Source organism: Planctomycetota bacterium (genome assembly GCA_035574235.1).
GTDB lineage: Bacteria > Planctomycetota > MHYJ01 > MHYJ01 > JACPRB01 > DATLZA01.
In genome coordinates this window covers 1-17,968 of sequence record DATLZA010000024.1, presented here as the reverse complement: position 1 = coordinate 17,968, position 17,968 = coordinate 1, and the positions used below count along the sequence as shown (strand labels likewise).

General features: G+C 67.2%; 16 protein-coding genes. 13 read left to right on the top strand and 3 right to left on the bottom strand.

Going from position 1 to position 17,968, the window contains the following annotated elements; translation table 11 throughout:
• Nucleotides 1-61: 61 nt before the first annotated feature.
• Nucleotides 62-970 carry an arginase gene (gene rocF, locus VNO22_01995; protein ID HXG60121.1) on the top strand — a complete coding sequence of 303 codons (909 nt, stop codon included), beginning with the start codon at nt 62-64 and terminating at the stop codon, nt 968-970.
• 10 nt (nt 971-980) lie between these two features.
• Here rocF and VNO22_01990 read toward each other — a convergent pair whose 3' ends face one another.
• On the bottom strand, nt 981-1,820 hold the full coding sequence (locus VNO22_01990; GenBank protein HXG60120.1) for a tetratricopeptide repeat protein: 840 nt from the start codon (nt 1,818-1,820) through the stop codon (nt 981-983).
• A 35-nt stretch (nt 1,821-1,855) separates the two neighbouring features.
• Between VNO22_01990 and VNO22_01985 the strand changes: the two genes are divergently transcribed.
• From VNO22_01985 to VNO22_01965, 5 genes are all read left to right on the top strand, one after another.
• A complete protein-coding gene (locus VNO22_01985; protein ID HXG60119.1) occupies nt 1,856-3,013 on the top strand; it encodes a ThiF family adenylyltransferase in 1,158 nt (385 codons plus the stop codon).
• A gap of 78 nt (nt 3,014-3,091) precedes the next feature.
• Nucleotides 3,092-3,370, top strand: a complete 279-nt coding sequence (locus VNO22_01980) for an EsaB/YukD family protein (protein ID HXG60118.1) — start codon at nt 3,092-3,094, stop codon at nt 3,368-3,370.
• A gap of 4 nt (nt 3,371-3,374) precedes the next feature.
• Nucleotides 3,375-4,055 (top strand): ubiquitin-conjugating enzyme E2, encoded by a 681-nt coding sequence (locus VNO22_01975; protein HXG60117.1) that lies wholly within the window; start codon nt 3,375-3,377, stop codon nt 4,053-4,055.
• A gap of 6 nt (nt 4,056-4,061) precedes the next feature.
• The gene (locus tag VNO22_01970; GenBank protein HXG60116.1) at nt 4,062-4,628 is read left to right on the top strand and encodes a hypothetical protein; all 567 of its coding nucleotides are present in this window, start codon (nt 4,062-4,064) and stop codon (nt 4,626-4,628) included.
• Nucleotides 4,629-5,085: 457 nt separating this feature from the next.
• Complete coding sequence (locus tag VNO22_01965; protein ID HXG60115.1) at nt 5,086-5,775, top strand: hypothetical protein; 690 nt, start codon at nt 5,086-5,088, stop codon at nt 5,773-5,775.
• Nucleotides 5,776-5,781: 6 nt separating this feature from the next.
• Here the strand turns inward: VNO22_01965 and VNO22_01960 are convergent, their stop codons facing one another.
• Nucleotides 5,782-6,861 carry a type IV pilus twitching motility protein PilT gene (locus tag VNO22_01960; GenBank protein ID HXG60114.1) on the bottom strand — a complete coding sequence of 360 codons (1,080 nt, stop codon included), beginning with the start codon at nt 6,859-6,861 and terminating at the stop codon, nt 5,782-5,784.
• Between the two features lie 43 nt (nt 6,862-6,904).
• Nucleotides 6,905-8,623, bottom strand: coding sequence for a type II secretion system ATPase GspE (gspE, locus tag VNO22_01955; protein HXG60113.1), 1,719 nt, complete (start codon nt 8,621-8,623; stop codon nt 6,905-6,907).
• A gap of 98 nt (nt 8,624-8,721) precedes the next feature.
• Here gspE and VNO22_01950 point away from each other — a divergent pair, with 98 nt between their 5' ends.
• From VNO22_01950 to VNO22_01920, 7 genes are all read left to right on the top strand, one after another.
• The gene (locus VNO22_01950; protein HXG60112.1) at nt 8,722-9,222 is read left to right on the top strand and encodes a hypothetical protein; all 501 of its coding nucleotides are present in this window, start codon (nt 8,722-8,724) and stop codon (nt 9,220-9,222) included.
• A 1-nt stretch (nt 9,223) separates the two neighbouring features.
• A complete protein-coding gene (ppdK, locus tag VNO22_01945; protein ID HXG60111.1) occupies nt 9,224-11,965 on the top strand; it encodes a pyruvate, phosphate dikinase in 2,742 nt (913 codons plus the stop codon).
• Nucleotides 11,966-12,037: 72 nt separating this feature from the next.
• Nucleotides 12,038-12,424, top strand: a complete 387-nt coding sequence (locus VNO22_01940) for a hypothetical protein (GenBank protein ID HXG60110.1) — start codon at nt 12,038-12,040, stop codon at nt 12,422-12,424.
• A gap of 124 nt (nt 12,425-12,548) precedes the next feature.
• On the top strand, nt 12,549-15,683 hold the full coding sequence (locus tag VNO22_01935) for a PQQ-binding-like beta-propeller repeat protein (protein HXG60109.1): 3,135 nt from the start codon (nt 12,549-12,551) through the stop codon (nt 15,681-15,683).
• A 65-nt stretch (nt 15,684-15,748) separates the two neighbouring features.
• The gene (locus VNO22_01930; GenBank protein HXG60108.1) at nt 15,749-16,861 is read left to right on the top strand and encodes a tetratricopeptide repeat protein; all 1,113 of its coding nucleotides are present in this window, start codon (nt 15,749-15,751) and stop codon (nt 16,859-16,861) included.
• 9 nt (nt 16,862-16,870) lie between these two features.
• Nucleotides 16,871-17,221 (top strand): roadblock/LC7 domain-containing protein, encoded by a 351-nt coding sequence (locus VNO22_01925; GenBank protein HXG60107.1) that lies wholly within the window; start codon nt 16,871-16,873, stop codon nt 17,219-17,221.
• Between the two features lie 70 nt (nt 17,222-17,291).
• Nucleotides 17,292-17,968, top strand: a 677-nt coding sequence (locus tag VNO22_01920) for an ADP-ribosylation factor-like protein (protein ID HXG60106.1), incomplete at its 3' end; no start/stop codon positions are given.

Below are 17,968 nucleotides of genomic sequence, written 5' to 3'. Positions count from 1 at the left end.
CCGGGATGATACCCCGGAGTCCCGGGATTCCGGGAAGGGGGATCGATATAATAAGAGGGTGATCAAGAAGGCGGCCCTCATCGGGGTGCCCCTGGACCTGGGGGCCAACCGGCGCGGCGTGGACATGGGGCCGAGCGCGCTGCGGGTGACCGGGCTGGCCGAACGCATCCGCCGGCTCGGCTACGACGTCGTGGACACGGGCGACGTGGACGTGCCGCTTCCGGAGGAGTGCGAGATCGGCGACCCGCGCATGAAGTACGCCGAGGCGATCGCCAAGGTGTGCGAGGACGTCTGCGCGCGGGTCTACGGCGCGCTCCGGGACGGGCGCCTGCCGGTGACCCTGGGAGGCGATCATTCGCTGGCCATGGGGTCGATCGCGGGCGTCGCGCGCTTCTACCGGGAGCGCAACGAGCGCCTGGGGCTTCTCTGGTTCGACGCGCACGGCGACATGAACACGCCCGAATCCACCAACTCCGGCAACGTTCACGGGATGCCCCTGGCGCACGTCCTGGGCATGGGGGACGAGCGCCTGGCGTCCGTGGGCGGCGTGCGCCCGAAGGTGCACTACGCCAACGCCTGCCTCATCGGCGTGCGGGATCTCGACGACCGCGAGAAGAAGCTCATCGCCGAGAGCGGCGTGTACGTTTTCACGATGAAGGACATCGACCGCCACGGCGTCTCCCACGTGCTGGAGGAGGCCATCGAGCGCGCGTCGCGGGGCACGGCGGGGATCCACGTGAGCTTCGACATCGATTCGATCGACCCGAGCGTCGCCCTGGGCGTGGGGACGCCCAAGAAGGGGGGGCTGACCTATCGGGAGGCCCACCTCTGCCTGGAGATGGTGGCCGACGCGCGGCTGCTGACGTCCTTCGACATGGTGGAGATCAACCCGATTCTCGACGTGCGCAATTCGACGGCCGAGCTGGGAAGCGAGCTCATCCTGTCGGCCCTGGGCAAGCAGATTTTCTGACGGACGCCTGCTAGGGGGGCGCGTCGAGCTTGCGCAGGAGGCGGGCGGCGCGGTCCCGGCAGCGCGGCTCCCGCTCGGCGGCGGCCAGGAAGTCGCGGCGCGCGCCCTCCCGATCGCCCAACCCGGCGCGGGCCTGTCCCCGGAGAAGGAGCGGCTCGGCGGAGGTCGACAGCCTGCAGGCGCGGTCCGCGTGCCGGAACCCTTCGCGGTAGTCGAGCATGAGAAGAGCCACGCGGGCGGCTCCGGTGAGCGCCGCGGGATCGTCCGGCCGGCGCCGGAGCGCGGCGCGGTAGAGCTCCGCGGCGTCCTCCCATTGGTCGAGGAGCTCGCGGGTTCGGGCCAGCGCCAGGAGGAGGTCGGCGTCGCGGGCGTCGTGGTCGAGGGCCTCTTCGAGGAGCGCCGCGGCGCGGCGCAGCGCCGGGAGCGCGCTTTCGGGCGGGCGTCCCTCGGGGGAAAGCCCGGCTTCGGTCCGCCGGAGGATTTCGCCGGCCCGGCGCGCCAGGAGCGCGCGGAAGCTCGGTCCCGCCGGAACGCTTGAGGGGGCGGCGGAAGGGGGCGGCGCGGGGGGCGGGGAAACGCGGAGCCGTCCGCGGGCGGCGGCCCCGGCGATCAGGAGAATCGCGGCGGAGAGGAAGACCCAGGGGGCGATGCGCGGGCGGCGCGGGGGAGGCGGCGGCGGGGGCGGCGCGTCGCCGAGTTCCAGAAGCTGCGCGGGCCGCAGGTAGCCCAGATCGAGGAGGACCGCCAGAAGGGAGCGGCCGCCTTCCGCGAAGGAGAGGGCCTCGCGGAGCTGTTCCTCCGTCAGGAACCGCCGCCGGACGGCCTTGCGGGCCAGGTCCAGCTCGTCCATGCTTCGATTATACCAAGTGTGGTAGACTCGCCGGCATGGCGGAGGAACCGTTTCTCATCGACGAGTCCGACCGTTACGCGAGCCTGCGCCTGATTCCCTGGTGGCGCCAGGAACGGCTGCGCGAGGCGCGGATTCTGGTCGTGGGCGCGGGGGCGCTGGGAAGCGAGGTCCTGAAGAACCTGGCGCTTCTCGGGGTCGGCCGCCTTTACGTGATCGATCGGGACGTCGTCGAGGCGGCCAATCTCGCCCGGAGCGTTCTATACCGCGAGTCCGACCGCGGCCGGCCCAAGAGCGAGTGCGCCGCCCGGGCGGTGAAAGCGATCAATCCCGAGGTGCGCGTGCGGGGGATTCTCGGGGACGTGCGCACGGACGCGGGGCTGGGGCTCTTCGCCGCGATGGACGTGGTGATCGGGGGGCTGGACAACCGCGAGGCGCGGCTGTGGGTCAACCGTCAGTGCTGGAAGGCGGGGCGCCCCTGGGTGGACGGGGCGATTCAGGAACTCATGGGCGTGGTGAAGGTTTTCGTTCCGCCCGACGGGTCCTGTTACGAGTGCGCCATGACGGAACGGGACTATGCGCTCATCAACCTGCGGTACTCGTGTCCGATGCTCGGGCGCGGGGACGTGGCCGAGGGCAAGGTGCCGACCGCGCCCACGACGGCCTCGATCGTGGCGGGGCTTCAGGTTCAGGAGGCGCTCAAGATTCTGCACGGGCTTCCGGTGCGGGAGGGATCGGCGATCGTCTTCAATGGGGCGGCCAACACGTTCTACGTGACGCGTTTTCCTCGCCGCGCGGATTGCCTGTCGCACGAGACGTACGGGAACGTGGCGGACGTGCCCGTCAGCGCGGAGGATCCGGCGGAGGCGCTCCTCGAGGCCACGGGCGGGGAGAGGATCCTTCTCGACCGGGACCTTGTGGTTTCGATCGAATGCCCGTCGTGCGGCGCGCGGCGGGAGGTGGGCCGGCCGCGGGCGCGGGTTTCGGAACGCGAGGCGGGATCGTGTCCGCGGTGCGGAGGCCCGGCGCGGGCGCGGATCGTTCACGAGATCGAGCGGGGGGACCCGCGCGCCGCGCGCCCCTTGCGGGAATCGGGGGTGGCGCCCTTCGACGTCGTGCGGGTGGTCACGCGCGGGGGAGGCGGCGTATGGGCGCGCCTGGCGGCGGATCGCGAGGAGGCGTTGAGATGCGAGTGAAAGGGGGTTCGGCGTCCGGGGTCGTAACGCTACAATACAGGGGTCGTCTTAGGGGGTAGAAGCAGGAGGAGGCCGTCCATGCCCGAAGGCGAAGGGATCCAGGTCACCTTTCTCGACCAGACCGGAGCCAAGAGCGTCAAGGCCCGGATCTCGCCGACCGTCGAAGTCAAGCGCATCATCCCGAACATCATCACCAAGATGCAGCTTCCGGTCACGGCGCCGGACGGGACGCCCATGAGCTACAGTCTGGACCACAAGGAAGGGGGCAAGCGCCTTCTCGAGAATCAGACGCTTCCGCAGGCCGGGGTCAAGGACGGCGATCACCTGATCGTTTATCCGGAGATCGTGGCGGGGTAGGGGCATGGGCTTTTTCGACACGCCCCGGGGCCGGCGCCTCAGGACGGACGCCGAAGCGCTCCGGCGCCTGAAAGAGCAGTCCACGATTTTCGATTACCAGGCCTTCGGAGATCCTCCGGAGCGGTATCTGGTGACCTTCCGGGGGCGGGGGCTCATGCGGCGCAGCGAGTCCGAGCCGGTCGAGCCGGCGGACGTCCATCGGGTGGAGATCCGCCTGGGCATCGACTATCCGCGGAGCCGGCCGGATCTGCAATGGCTGACGAGCATTTATCATCCCAACATTTCCGCGGTGGGCGCGGTGTGTCTGGGGGGATATTCGACCCACTGGGTGCCGAGTCTGGGGCTGGCGGATCTCTGCGAGATGCTGTGGGACATGGTGCGGTACGCGAACTACGATTCCAAGAGCGCCTACAACTACGCGGCGGCGCGGTGGTGCGAGGCTCAGACGCAGTATGAGTTTCCTCTGGACGGGCGGCCTCTGAGGGACCGGCTGGCACGCACGGTGGGGGACAACGTCATCCGCTTGGAGGCGGCGCCTGCGCGCGAGGCGCCTCCGATCGGCCGCGCCGCGGCGGACGGCGAGGAGATTCTGGTGATCGACGAGAACACGCCGGTTCCGCCGCTGCCTTCCCGGCCGGTTCCTCGTCCGGCGCCGGGGCGGGACGATCTGCTCATCATCGAATAGCGGCTCATGTCGGCGGGGGACGAGGGGATCGAGGTTTCCGGAGGCCTGGAGTACGTCCAGCCCATCGAGAAGCTCATTCCCAGCCGGGACCCGTCGCGGCGCGTCGAGCCCAAAGGCGTCATCGAGGCGGGGGATTTGGGCATCTTCCTGACGGAGGCGATTCTCCGGGACGTCTGGTCGTGGTCGCTGAGCGACCTGCGGCACGAGCTGGGAGGGGTGTTCGTCGGGGATCTTTACGCGCACCAGGGGCTCCCGTATGTGGAGATCGGGGGGTACATTCGGGCCCGGCACTATCGAAACGGGCCGGCGAGTTTCCGGTTCACGCACGACTCGTGGAGCGCGATCACGCGGGAGAGGATTGACCGGTACGGGGAAAAGCTCCTGGTGGGCTGGCATCACACGCATCCGGGTTATGGGGTGTTCCTTTCGGGAATGGACCTTTTCATTCACCAGCACTTCTTCAACCTTCCCTGGATGTTCGCGCTCGTCGTGGACCCGTGCCAGGAGGAGCTGGGGTTTTTTCAGTGGAAGCGCGGGCGGGTGGTCCCTTGCGGCTTTTTCTTCGTCCGGTAGTGAGGGGGCGTGGAGCGACTCGCTACGACCAAAATGCGGTTTACATATGTAAAGGCAGCTTTACAGCCGTTGCTGAAGTCTTCTAATCGACGAGTGGGTTTGTATCTTAAGTCATTACTTTCAAATATCTTACGTAGGCGGTGAATTGTGCGTCAATCCAGTGTTTGGCCCGGCATTTGCTTATTAACTGGTGGTTCGGGCAGTTGGAGCAAGAAAAAATCTGGCTGGCTGGCGAAATTGTTAAATAGGCTCGCCCCTTTCGTCAGCCAGCTCTAATTTTTGACGCCCGGTTCCGCGCGTTGGGGACCGGGCGTTTTTTGTTTCCAGAAGGATTGATGGGGATCGGGCGTCTTGTAAATGTAGGGATCTTGGCCGAACCGTTCATGGGGCGACGCGGAATCGTGGACAGAGGGAAGTGCGCGCGTAGAATGGAGCCGGGCGCATTGGGGGACGGACGATGAAGCATCGAATCGGGGTGGTGGGGCTTTGGGCCGTGCTGGGTTGCGCGGGAGGCGCTTCGGATGGGGATCTTCCGCCGGCGGCCAAGGTCTTCGAGGAGCGCGAGCGCTCTCCGGCGCGGGAGGCCGGCTGGTGCCACCGTTGCAACCTCAGGGTTTATGAAGGCCACCGGTGCGGGTTGACGTACCCGTGCGTCCTCTGCGAGCGCGAGGCGGGGGCGCGTCATCTGCACGAAGTCGTCTGGCACTGCCCGAACGACGATACGCTCATGGCGGCCCGGCACGAGTGTCTGGATGCCCGCACGTGTCTGACGTGCCGGACGGACCGGCGATCGCTTCTGGGGCCGCGGGGCTGCGAGCGGTGTCACCGCATGGTTCCGCCGCAGACGGTCCGGGGCATCACGACCTATTGCGGTACGTGCAACCAGGAAGCCGGGGCCAATCACATCCACGGGAAGACCGTCTACTGCCGGACGTGCCTGCGGGAGGCGGGGGCGGGTCATCGCTGCGACGTCACGCGCCTGTGCCTGGAGCATGAGGTCGAGCACGCGCCCGATCACGTCCACGGCGTGACTCAGTACTGCCGCGAATGCCACCGGGACGCCGGGGTCGGCCACCGCCATGGCCGGACGGAATGGTGCTGGCGGTGCGAGGTCGAGGCCGAATGGCCGCACGGCCACCTGGAGTAGCGCGCGCTACTTCCGCGCGGCGTACGAGTACTCCTTGACCTTCTGTTCGAGGTCCGAGGGGTTCTGCGCCGCCATCATCATCGTCTGGTAGGTGATCTTCTTCTGGAGGAAGAGGTTGTAGAGGAAGTCGTCCAGAAGGATCATCCCCTGCTGGGCTCCGGTCTGGATCGCGCTGGTGATCTTGTGGGTCTGGTTTTCGCGGATCATGTGCTCGATGGCGGAGTTGATGATCATGATCTCGAAGGCGGCCACGACCCCGGAGCCGTCGGCGCGGGGCAGGAGCTGCTGGGAGATGACCGCCAGGAGCGCCTGGGAGAGCTGCGCGCGGATCTGTTCCTGCTGCTCGACGGGGAAGACGTCCACCATGCGGTTGATCGTGCGCGCCGCGCCCGTCGTGTGAAGCGTTCCGAAGACGAGGTGGCCCGTTTCGGCCGCCGTGATGGCCGCCTGGATCGTTTCGAGGTCGCGCATTTCGCCCACGAGCATGACGTCCGGGTCCATGCGCAGGCCGCGGCGCAGGGCCTCCGCGAAGGATCCGACGTCGTTTCCGAGCTCGCGCTGGGTGATGATCGACTTTTTGTGCTCGTGGTAGTACTCGATGGGATCCTCGATCGTGATGATGTGGCAGTCGTTTTCCTGGTTGATGAAGTCGATCATCGTAGCCAGGGTCGTGGTCTTGCCGCTGCCGGTGGGGCCGGTGACGAGGATGAGTCCGCGCGGGCGGAAGAGAAGGTTTTTCACCGACGGGGGAAGCCCGATCTCTTCGAAGCTCAAGAGCTTCGAGGGGATCAGCCGCAGGGAGATCCCCACGTTTCCGCGCTGCATGTAGACGGCGACCCGGAAGCGGGCTTTTTTCTCGTAGGCGAACCCGAAGTCGCCGCCCCCCTTCTCCTTGAGCTCTTGCTGGATGCGCTCCGGCGTGATCGCCTTCATGAAGGCAACCGTCTCGTCGGGCGTGAGCGGCGGGAGGTTGAGCGGCCGGAGGCTTCCGTTCAGGCGCACCGTCGGAGGCAGTCCCACGGTGAGGTGAAGGTCGCTGGCGCGCTTGTCGACGACGAGCTGAAGCAGTTTGTTGAGTTCGACCACGATATCCTCCTGGGAAGCCCGGGGGACGCGGCGCCCCGGCGGGTCAGTAGGTGATGTCCTCGCGATGGGTGATCGTCATGACCTCCTCGAGGGACGTGATTCCGTCGAGCACCTTGCGCACGCCGTCCTCCAGGAGGGTGACCATGCCGGAAAGGCGGGCCTGCTCCTTGATCTTCTGGACGGGTTCCTTGCGGAAGACCATCTCCCGCATCGTGGAATTCATCTCCATGAGCTCGAAGATGCCCTTGCGGCCGCGGTAGCCGGTATTCTTGCACTGGTCGCATCCCACCGGACGGCAGATTTTTCTGCCTTTGAGGTCTTCCGGGCGGATGCTCAGCGCCTGAAGGAGAACCGGATCGGGGTCGGGATCCGGCTCCTTGCATGCGGGGCAGAGGATTCGCACGAGCCTCTGGGCCATCACCGCCTGAATCGACGAGGCCACGAGGAAGGGCTTGACCCCCATGTCGATGAGGCGCGTGAGGGCCCCGGGGGCGTCGTTCGTGTGAAGCGTGGAAAAGACCAGGTGCCCCGTGAGCGCCGCCTGGATGGCGATCTCCGCCGTCTCCGCGTCGCGGATTTCGCCCACCAGGATGATGTTGGGAGCCTGCCGCAACATGGCCCTCAGGATCCGCTGGAAGGTCATCCCGATCGACGCCTTCACCTGGGCCTGGTTGATCCCGGCGATGTTGTACTCGACGGGGTTTTCCGCCGTGATGATCTTGACGTTGGGCTTGTTGAGCTCCTTGAGCGCGGCGTAGAGGGTCGTCGTTTTTCCGCTTCCGGTGGGGCCGGTGACGAGGATGATCCCGTTGGGCCGCTTGATGAGGCTCTGGAAACGCTTGTAGTCGGTCGCGTGGAACCCCAGCTCTTCCAGGCCCACCAGGCCCTTCTCCTTGTCCAGGAGCCGCATGACGATCGATTCGCCGTGCGTGGCCGGAAGCGCCGACACGCGGATGTCGAGATCGCGCCCTTCCACGCTGATCCGGATCCGCCCGTCCTGGGGCTTGCGTTTCTCGGCGATGTCCATGTCCGCCATGATCTTGATGCGCGACAGGATCGCCCCCTGAAGCCGCTTGGGCGGGGCCTGAACTTCCCGGCAGATGCCGTCGATCCGGTACCGGATGCGAAGGCGATCCTCCATGGGCTCGACGTGGATGTCGCTGGCGCGCTGCTTGACCGCCTCGGCGATCATGACCTGGACGAACTTGATGACGGGAGCGTCGTCGTCCCGGACGTCGTCGGCGGCCGACGACGTCTCGGCGCCCCGCACGCGGACCTCCGTGTTGGAGGCCTGCTCGATGGCGTCCGAGATGGCCGACGTCTCGCGGTTTCCGTAGAAGCGCTCGATCGACTGCTGGATCGCGTCCCGCGGGGCCAGGACGCACGTCACTTCTCGGTTGAGGATGAACTTGAGGTTCTCGAGCGTCATCAGATCCAGCGGATCCGAGATCGCGATCGTGACGGTCTTGCCGTTCGTCTTGACCGGGAAGATCGTGTGCTCCTGGCAGACGTTGCGGGGCACGGCCTTGACCGCCTCGGGGCTGGGCTTGAAGGCCGTCAGATCCACGAAGGGCAGGTCGTGCTGGCGCGCCAGGGCCTCGGTGATCTGGGCCGGAGTGGCCGCCTGCATTTCCACCAGGATCTCGCCCAGGCGCTTGCCCGACTCCTGCATCTGCTTGCGCAGCGCCGCCTTGATCTGGGCGGCGGAGACGACCTTCATCTCTTCGAGAATCTTGCCCAGGAGCTTGCGGGGCGGAGTCATGCGAAAAATTATGGCGCCGCCGGCCGGGATCGTCAATGGGAAACGGCCTTCGGCGGTTCGTTGACAGCCCCGCCCGCCGCGTCTACAATCACGCCCCCATGAGCGGGCTCTTTCTGGCGCTTCTGGCGGGCGGCTTTTTTCCGGCGCAGGATCGCCCCTTGCGGGAGCGCCTGCGGGATCCCGCGGAGGCGTTCCGCGTCTTCCAGGAGCTCGTCCGCGCGGGCGAGTTCGGCAAGGCCCACGAGCTTCTTTCCGGCGACGCGCGCCGGCGCCTGCCCTACGAGGCGTTCGTGACGGCGCTGACCGCCTACGAGACGTCCGGACGGCTTCTGGCGGCGCTGCGCGTGCACCGGGCCGACGCGGCGGCGGGACGGCTGCGCGTGTGCGCTCCGGAGTTCGGGTTCTCCCGCGACCTTCGGATCGCCCGCCTCATGACGATCTGGGTCCTGGATCTTTCGCCCGAGGATCTGGAGTACTTCAAGGACCGGGCTCTGGCGTGGCATCGGCATCAGGTGAAACGCGCCGACGGGTGGCACTTCGCCTACCCGCCGGACTGGGACTACGCGCCGCTCCGGCGCGCGTGCATTTGCGGAACGTGACATGAAGCAGATGATCTACTTCTTCGGCCACGGGAAGGCCGAAGGCCGCGGGGACATGAAGGACATCCTCGGCGGCAAGGGAGCGGGACTCGCCGAGATGAGCCGCGCGGGCATTCCCGTGCCCCCCGGTTTCACGATCTCCACCGAGGTCTGCACCGAGTTCTACCGCAACGGCAAGAAAGTCCCCAAGGCGCTGGATCCGCTCATGCGGAAATACCTGGCGCGGCTCGAGCAGGCGACCGGATGCCGCCTGGGGGATCCGAAGAAACCCCTCCTCGTCTCCGTGCGCTCGGGCGCGAAGTTCTCCATGCCCGGCATGATGGACACCATCCTCAACCTGGGCCTCAACGATGAAACCGTCGCCGGCCTGGCCCGGCAGACCAACAACGAGCGCTTCGCCTACGACTGCTACCGGCGCTTCATCATGATGTTCGCCGACGTGGTCTTCGGCGTCCCCAAGGGGGATTTCGAGAAGATCCTGCACCGCAAGAAAGAGGAACGCGGAGTCCGCAACGACGTGGATCTTTCCGCCCAGGATCTCAAGGAACTCTGCGAGGAGTTCAAGACCTTCTTCCGCGAGCGCGCCGGCCGGGAGTTTCCCCAGGACACCTGGGAGCAGCTCTGCCTGGCCCGGGACGCGGTCTTCAAGTCCTGGGAAAACCCCCGCGCCATCACCTACCGGCGCATGAACAAGATTCCGGACGATCTGGGAACGGCCGTCAACGTTCAGGCCATGGTCTTCGGAAACTCCGGAGACCGGTCGGGAACGGGCGTCGGCTTCACGCGCGATCCTTCGACGGGCGAGAACCGCTTCTACGGGGAGTTCCTCATCAACGCCCAGGGCGAGGACGTCGTGGCGGGCGTCCGGACGCCCCAGCCCATCTCCGCCCTCAAGGACACGCTTCCGAAGGTCTACGACCAGCTCGTCCAAATCACCAAGCGGCTGGAGAAGCATTACCGGGACGTCCAGGACTTCGAGTTCACCGTCCAGGACGAGAAGCTCTACATGCTTCAGACCCGCAGCGGCAAGCGGACGGGCCACGCGGCGGTGCGGATCGCGGTGGACATGGTGAAGGAGAAGCTGATCACCAAGGAGGAGGCGCTCCTTCGCGTCGATCCGCTCCAGCTCAATCAGCTCCTTCACCCGATCTTCGATCCCCAGCGGCGAAGGGAGCACCGCGTGCTGGCCAAGGGCCTGAACGCCTCGCCGGGCGCGGCGGCGGGCCGGGCCGTCTTCGACGCCGACCGGGCCGTGGAAATGGCTGCGAAAGGCGATCGGGTGCTTCTGGTCCGGGCCGAAACCTGCCCGGACGACATCGCCGGCATGGCGGCCGCCCAGGGAGTTCTGACCGCCACGGGCGGCATGACCAGTCACGCCGCCGTCGTCGGCCGGCAGATGGGAAAACCCTCCGTCGTCGGCTGCTCGGCCCTCAAGGTGGACGAGCACGGCCGCCGGTTCTCCGTGGGGGACCTCACGGTCCGGGAGGGCGACTACGTCTCGATCGACGGCACGACGGGCGAGGTGCTTCTGGGAGACGTCCCCACGCGCGAGAGCGACATTCTGCAGGTCCTGGCCGGGAAGATGGACCCGAAGGACTCCGAGATCTTCGGATACTTCGACACGTTCATGAAGTGGGCCGACGAAGTCCGGCGCCTTCGGGTGCGGGCCAACGCGGACGTCCCCCGCGACGCCCGCATGGCCGCGCTTCTGGGGGCGGAAGGGATCGGCCTGTGCCGCACGGAGCACATGTTCTTCGCCGAGGAGCGCCTCCCCGTGGTCGTGCGGATGATCCTGGCGACGACGGAGGAGGAGCGCAAGGCCGCGCTCCGCGAGCTCCTGCCGTTCCAGCGCGAGGACTTCAAGGGACTTTTCGAAACCCTCCGCGGGAAGCCCGTGACGATCCGGACCCTCGATCCCCCGCTTCACGAGTTCCTGCCCAAGCGCGAGGAGCTCATGGTCAAGATCGCCAAGGGCGAAAACGTCGCCGAGAACGAGCGGTTGCTGCGCCGCGTGAACGAGCTTCACGAGTTCAACCCCATGATGGGGCTGCGGGGCTGCCGGCTGGGGATCCTCTACCCGGAGATCACCGCCATGCAGGCGGAGGCGATCTTTGAGGCGGCCCTCGACGTGGGCGGGGACGTCGTCCCCGAAATCATGATTCCCCTGGTGGGGCACGTCAACGAGCTGCGGCATCAGAAGGAAGTCGTCGTCCGCACCGCCGAGGAGGTCTTCAAGCGGCGCGGCCGCCGGGTCAAGTACCTCGTGGGCACGATGATCGAAGTGCCCCGGGCGGCGGTCGTGGCCGACGAGATCGCCCAGGAGGCGGAATTCTTCTCGTTCGGCACGAACGACCTGACGCAGATGACGTTCGGCTTCTCGCGGGACGACGCCGGGAAGTTCCTGAGCGTGTACGTGGACCGCAAGATCCTGCCGGTGGATCCCTTCGTGACGCTCGATCCGGTCGGCGTGGGCGCCCTGGTTCGCGGGGCGGTCGAGAAGGGGAGGGCGACCCGTCCCAACCTCAAGGTGGGCATCTGCGGCGAACACGGAGGGGACCCCGACAGCGTCATTTTCTGCCACGGGGCGGGTCTGGATTACGTTTCGTGTTCCCCCTACCGCCTGCCGATCGCGCGCCTGGCGGCCGCGCAGGCGGTGTTGCGCGAACGCGAAGCCGGGGGCGGGAAGAAGGCGTCCCGGGGGAAACCGCGTCGCAGGACGGTTTCCGCGAGCGGACGCCGGTAGAAACGACCGGCCGGGAAGCGGAGCACCGGCCGATCCCCTGAGCGGAGAGAGGCGCGAAGGAGGATGAAGGCCATGGCGCCGTCCGTTTCGCCGCAAAGCCACGCGGCGGCCGCCCGCGTCTCGGAGGGCCGCAATTACCTGCGGCGGTGGATGCGCAACGACGTCCGCATCCCCGCGGATGTGGAGATCCTCGCCTCGGATGGAAAGGTCTTCACGCGGGGCACGGCGGTCATCCGCGACGTCAGCCTGAAGGGAGCCCGCCTGGGCCGCCTGCGCCTCCGGAAGCCTTTTCTTCCGATCCGCCCGTTCCGGATCCGCCTCGCTTTTCGGACGCCCCGCTACCGGGGCATCGGCGCCCTGTGCCGGCCCGTTCGCTTCGGGACCGGACCGGAGTTCGAGCTGGGCGTGGAGTTCGAAGACTTCTGGGCGGGCGCCGAGGCCGACCTTCGGTCGCCTTAGGGCCTTTCGGCTTTCCATCTTTTCGGGAACCCCTGCGCCGCCGGCGCCGCGCGGCCGATAAACTTTACGGTTCCGCCGGAGGGGCTTGGATTTCCCCTTCCGGGGGGGTACTCTTTAAAAAGCCATGTCCTTCAAGGGCGACCTCTCCACCATCGGCCTGGCCGAGGTCTTCCAGATGATCTCGATGAGCCAGAAGGAGGGGACCCTCATCGTCCAGGACGGCGAGAGCCGAAAGTGCATCTACTTCGGCCCTTCGGGGGTCAAGCTCACTTCGACCGGTCGCCGCAAGGGCATGCGGCTCGGAGACATGCTCGTGCGAGCCGGCAAGATCAGCGAGGACGCGCTCAACGAGGCCCTGGAAAGCACGCGCATCTCCAAGAAAAAGCTGGGAGAGGCGCTCGTGGAGAACGGCGCCCTCACGGCCGAGGAGATCGAACAGGTCGTCCGCGCCCAGATCGAAGAGGAAATCTACGACCTTTTCCTCTGGAAGAAGGCTTCGTTCGAATTCGTCGAGGGGCCCCCGTCGGAGAGTCTGACCGACCCCGAGATGCACGCCACGCAGCTCTCGTTCGACGTCAACGGCCTGCTCCTCGAGGCGGTGCGCCGCGCCGACGAGTGGAATCTCATCAACCAGAAGATTCCCTCGATGGATTCGATCTTCGTCTTCCTCTCCGACCGGGACCGGGCGGCGGAGGATGCGGTGGCGCCGGACGCCCTCAAGCGCGTCTACCGGCTCCTCGACGGCCGCCGTTCGGTGGCGGAGGTTGTGGAACAGACCGGCGTTTCGCGGTTCGAGGTGTGCAAGGGGCTGGTGGATCTCTTCGACCGCGGGCGGATCCGCCTTCTGACGGTCGAGGAGATGCTTCAGGCGGCCGCCCGGTGCCTGGCCGACGGGCAGCGGGAGAAGGGGCTCCGGCTCTACATGGCCGCGGCGGCGCAGGCCCCGGACGATCCCAAGGTGATCGCGGGCGTGGCCCGCGTGCTCGAAAATGAAGGCCTCTCCAAAGAGGCCGCGTCGACGTACGCGAAGGCCGGGCGGCTGGCCTTGCAGAAGGGGGATGTGGATCGGGCGCTCGATCTGCTCGGCCAGTCCCATCGCCTGGCGCCCGAGGACGGCGAAATCCGGTACCTGCTCTTCGAGGCCCACGCCGCGGCCGGAAACCTGGAGGAGGGCAAGCGGCTGGCCCGGGAGCTGGTGGGACAGGCGCTCATGGCGGCGACGGACTACGTGCGGGCGCGGGGGCTGGCGGACCGGATCGTGGCGGCCGACCCGGCGGACCTCGACTTCCGGATCCTGCGCGCGAAGGTCCTCCACCGGATGAATCTGCGGCGCGAGCTCGAGGAGGACCTCACCTACATCCGCAAGAACATGCCGGTGGATCCGCGGAAGGCGGAGGCGGTCGAGCGCGAGCTGGCCGAGATTCAGATGCGGCGGCCCTCGACGGTGCTTCCGCCCCCGGCGGCCCGGAAGCGCCGGCGCTGGGGCAAACCGGCGGCCGTTCTGGCGGTCCTTCTGGCGGCGGGCGCCGCGGCGCTCGGCGCCTGGATCGAGATCCGGGAGCGGCGCCGTCTGACCGAGATCCTGGCCGGCGCGGAGCCGCGGCTGGAGAGGCACGAGTACGACGAGGCGCGGCGGGAGGTGGAAGGGTTCCTGTCATCCGCCCGGAGTCCCTGGCAGCGCGCCCGGGCCGGGGAATTCCTGCAGCGGCTGGAGGCGCACCGGCGCGGATGGACTCAGGAGCGCAGCGCTCAGGAGGAGGAACGCCGCCGCCGGGACCAGGAGCGCATGCGCGAGCTGTCCGCCTGGATCGAAGAGGAGCGCCTGCGGAGTCCCGAGCTGGCCCTGAAACGCGCGCGCGAGCTGCGGGACTTGGCGGAGGCCAACCGCGACCGCGCCTTCCTTCTGCGCGCCGAGGAACTCGCCAGCGCCCTGGAGCGCTACCTGAGCGACTCCCTCCAGCTCAAGGTCAAGGCCGACGAGCTCGAAAAGGAAGGAAAGGTGCGCGAGGCGGCGCTGCTCATCGACAAGCTCATCACGGACTATCCCAATACCCCCGCGGCGCGCGAGGCGCGCTATCCCATCGAGATCGCGACCTTCCCGCCGGGCGTCCGCGTGACGCTGCGTCCTTCGGGGATGGTGCTGGGAGAGACCGGGGAGCAGCCCCTGCGCCACAGGATGAAATCCGGGGAGGTCGTGCGGTTTCTCTTCGAGCGGCCCGGGTACGTGAGCGTCGAGCGCGAGGTGCGGGACAAGACGGTCGGGCGCCTCAAGGTGGAGCTGACCGAGAAGAGCGAGGCGTGGGTGCTGCCGCTCGGGATTACCGTCTCGGGCGGCCTGGCGGTCCTCGGGGACACGCTCTACGCCGGCGCGCGCGACCGGCTTTTCGCGCTGCGCCTGCGTTCCCGGCCGGTGATCGAGTGGTACCAGTCCCTGGAGGGTTCCATCGAAGGGATGCCCGTGGCCGGAAGCGACCTTCTCTACGCGGGTACCAGCGGCCACGCGGTCTACGCCATCCGTCCGGCGCCGGCGGACGGCCGGCGGATCGCCTGGAGGTATCCCACGGGGGAACGCCTGTCGGGGGCGCCCGCCCTGTCGCCCGACGGCAAGATCCTCTACGTGTGCACGGCCGACCGGATGCTCCACGCGGTGGACGCGGCGACCGGGATGCCGCTCTGGAAGCGCGAGCTGCCGGGCGAGTGCCGGGGCGATCTGGTGCCGACGGCCGACGGGGCGATCGCCGCCTGCGACGACGGGACGATCCTGCGGCTGCGCGGGGGGGCGGATGGAGGGGACGTCTGGCGGGTGCGCGCCGAGACGGACTTCGAGGCGACGGGGGCGGGGGAGGGGGTCGTCTATGCGGCGACGTCGGCCCAAACGCTCTGGGCCGTGGAGGCGGCGGAAGGGCGGCTGCTCTGGAAGCGGGAGGTGCCCTCCCGGGTCTCGGCGCCCCTGGTGCGGGTGGGGGACTTGGTTTTCGCCGGCGGTCGCAACGGGCGGATGTATTTCCTGGACGCGGCGCGAGGGACGCTCGTGGGGAATTTCGAAACGGGCGGGCCGATTCTGGGAGGAGCGGCGGCCCACGGGACGGTGGTTCTCTTCGGCAGCGAGGACCAGTCCTTTTACGCGTTCGACGCCCTTTCGCGGAGCCTCCTCTGGAGGTACCGCGGGCGGGGGAAGATCCGCAGCACCCCTCGGGTTCATGGAAAGCATGTCTATTTCAGCGTGGAGGAGATCCTCTACGCCATCGAGCTGAACTGACCCGGACAAAATTTTGACACTCCCCGAAATCGTGGGGTAGACTCCTCAGGAGACCGGAGGGAAGGATGGGGCTGTTCGACACGAAACGCCGCCAGCTGGAGGGCCTGGAGCGGGAGGTTCTGGCCAACCCGACTCCTCACAACATGGTGTCCCTCGTGGAACGCTACATGGCGGCGGGCAACGAAGCCAAGGCTCTGGAGGTCGCCCGCCGGGCCGTGGAGAAGTTTCCGGACAGCGAGAAGTGCCAGACGACGTATCAGAACGTCCGGCGGCTGCAGCTGCAGTCGGAGATCCAGGAGCTCAACCGGATCCTGCGCAAGTCGCCTTCGAAGAGCCACTACGAACGCCTGGCGGACATCTACCACCGGGAGCTGGCCAACCGGACGAAGGCTTTCGAGGTGGCGCTCGAGGGGCTGGCCAAGTTTCCCACGAGCGACGGACTGCACATGATCTCCGGCCAGATCCGGATGGAGCGCTTCCATCAGGATTTCGTGGGCAACGATTTCGTGGAAGCCGTCCGGCACTTCGAGAAGGCGGCCTCGATCAACCCCGCCAACTACAAGGCGCAGGTGAGCCTGGCGCGCCTTTTCGCCGAGGCGGGGATGTACTACAAGGCCAAGCCGATCCTCGAGCAGGTGCTGCGGGTCAACCCGGGGGACGACACGGCGGAGAAGCTTCTGGCCTTTGTGTCCGAGAACCTGGCCAAGGCGGCCACGAACCTCGACGACGCGCTGGCGGAGATCGAATCGCGCCGCGCGCTTTCGCCGGAGGGGCAGGAGGTCGCCCGCCTCTTCGAGCCGCTCCCGCGGGCCGCCGCTCCGGTGGTCAGCCCCATGAAGATCGAGGGGTTCCTGGTCGGGTTCGAGTCGATGAACGGCTACAAGTGCGCGGCGGTCCTGACGCGGGACGGGGCGGTGGTGGCCTCCCACACGCGGGGGATGCTCTCCAAGGAGCGTTTCGCGCGGTTTCTGCAGGACGTGTATCTGTGCTCCGAGGACGCGTCCCGGAAGATGGACATCGGGACGTTCGTCAGCGGCGAGCTCGATACGTCGATCGGGCGCGTGGGGATCGCGGAGTGGAAGCAGTACATCGTGGGGATCCTGGCGGACCATCCGGCGAAGAAGGAGGACCTGGACGCCGCGATCGAGAAGTTCGTTTCGTTCCTCTCGGTGGGATAGGGGGCGCGCATGAGAGAGGTCCTCCTGAACCTCAACAAGGAGCTGGGCGTCAAAGGCTCCATGGTCGTCACGCGGGACGGCGTGGTCGTGGCTTCGGAGATCCCGCCGCCGCTCAACAGCGACCAGGTGGCCGCGATCGCCTCCAACACCATTCAGAGGGTCAATGCCTCGCTTCGGGAGCTGGGGGCGCAGAGCTTTTCGCGGTTTCTCTTCAATTCGACGTACGGGAAGATGATCTTCAGCGAGACGGGGGATGCGTATCTTGTGGTGGTGCTCGACAAGCAGATCAACATCGATTTCACGATGCTGGCGGTCGCGTCCGCGGCCCGGAAGATCCGCAACCTCGGCAGCATCGCCTAGGGTCGCGCCGGACGGCCGGCGCGTTGACAGGGGCAGGATGGCGGGGTAGAATTTTCGCGCACGGGAGCCCATGGTTCAGATCAACTTTGCGCGCCGCGAAGTCAACTGCAAGATCGTCTACTACGGGCCGGGCCTCTCCGGGAAAACCACGAACCTGGAGATCATCCACAAGAAGGTCCCCGACACCGCCCGCGGGAACCTGACCTCCATCGCCACGGAGCAGGACCGGACGCTCTTTTTCGACTTCATGCCGCTGGACCTGGGCCAGGTGGCCGGGATGAAGACGAAACTCTTCCTCTACACGGTTCCCGGCCAGGTCTATTACGACTCCACGCGCAAGCTGGTGCTCCAGGGGGCCGACGGCGTGGCCTTCATCGCCGACAGCGACCCCAACCGGATGAACGACAACATCGAATCGTTCAAGAACCTGGAGAAGAACCTCAAGGAATACGGGGTGGACATCCGGAAGATCCCGCTGGTCATTCAGTACAACAAGCGGGATTTGCCGGGCGCGCTCAGCGTGGCGGAGCTCAACGCCAAGATCAACTGGGTGGGCGCGCCCGTGTTCGAGGCGGTGGCCGTCAAAGGCGAGGGGGTCATGCAGACCCTGAAGGCGATCTCCAAGCTCGTGGTGGACCGCCTCAACGAGGAGTACGCGCCCGTGAAGACGGCGGTGGCGGGTTCGCCGCCCACGCCGGCGCCGGCGCCCGCGGTCCCGCGCCCGGCGGCGGCGCCTCCGGCGCCCCG

Coding starts and splice junctions, on each gene's coding strand:
- VNO22_01990 (HXG60120.1), bottom strand. CDS start 1,820: ATGGACGAGCTGGACCTGGCCCGCAAGGCCGTCCGGCGGCGGTTCCTG.
- VNO22_01985 (HXG60119.1), top strand. CDS start 1,856: ATGGCGGAGGAACCGTTTCTCATCGACGAGTCCGACCGTTACGCGAGC.
- VNO22_01980 (HXG60118.1), top strand. CDS start 3,092: ATGCCCGAAGGCGAAGGGATCCAGGTCACCTTTCTCGACCAGACCGGA.
- VNO22_01975 (HXG60117.1), top strand. CDS start 3,375: ATGGGCTTTTTCGACACGCCCCGGGGCCGGCGCCTCAGGACGGACGCC.
- VNO22_01970 (HXG60116.1), top strand. CDS start 4,062: ATGTCGGCGGGGGACGAGGGGATCGAGGTTTCCGGAGGCCTGGAGTAC.
- VNO22_01965 (HXG60115.1), top strand. CDS start 5,086: ATGAAGCATCGAATCGGGGTGGTGGGGCTTTGGGCCGTGCTGGGTTGC.
- gspE (HXG60113.1), bottom strand. CDS start 8,623: ATGACTCCGCCCCGCAAGCTCCTGGGCAAGATTCTCGAAGAGATGAAG.
- VNO22_01950 (HXG60112.1), top strand. CDS start 8,722: ATGAGCGGGCTCTTTCTGGCGCTTCTGGCGGGCGGCTTTTTTCCGGCG.
- ppdK (HXG60111.1), top strand. CDS start 9,224: ATGAAGCAGATGATCTACTTCTTCGGCCACGGGAAGGCCGAAGGCCGC.
- VNO22_01940 (HXG60110.1), top strand. CDS start 12,038: ATGGCGCCGTCCGTTTCGCCGCAAAGCCACGCGGCGGCCGCCCGCGTC.
- VNO22_01935 (HXG60109.1), top strand. CDS start 12,549: ATGTCCTTCAAGGGCGACCTCTCCACCATCGGCCTGGCCGAGGTCTTC.
- VNO22_01930 (HXG60108.1), top strand. CDS start 15,749: ATGGGGCTGTTCGACACGAAACGCCGCCAGCTGGAGGGCCTGGAGCGG.
- VNO22_01925 (HXG60107.1), top strand. CDS start 16,871: ATGAGAGAGGTCCTCCTGAACCTCAACAAGGAGCTGGGCGTCAAAGGC.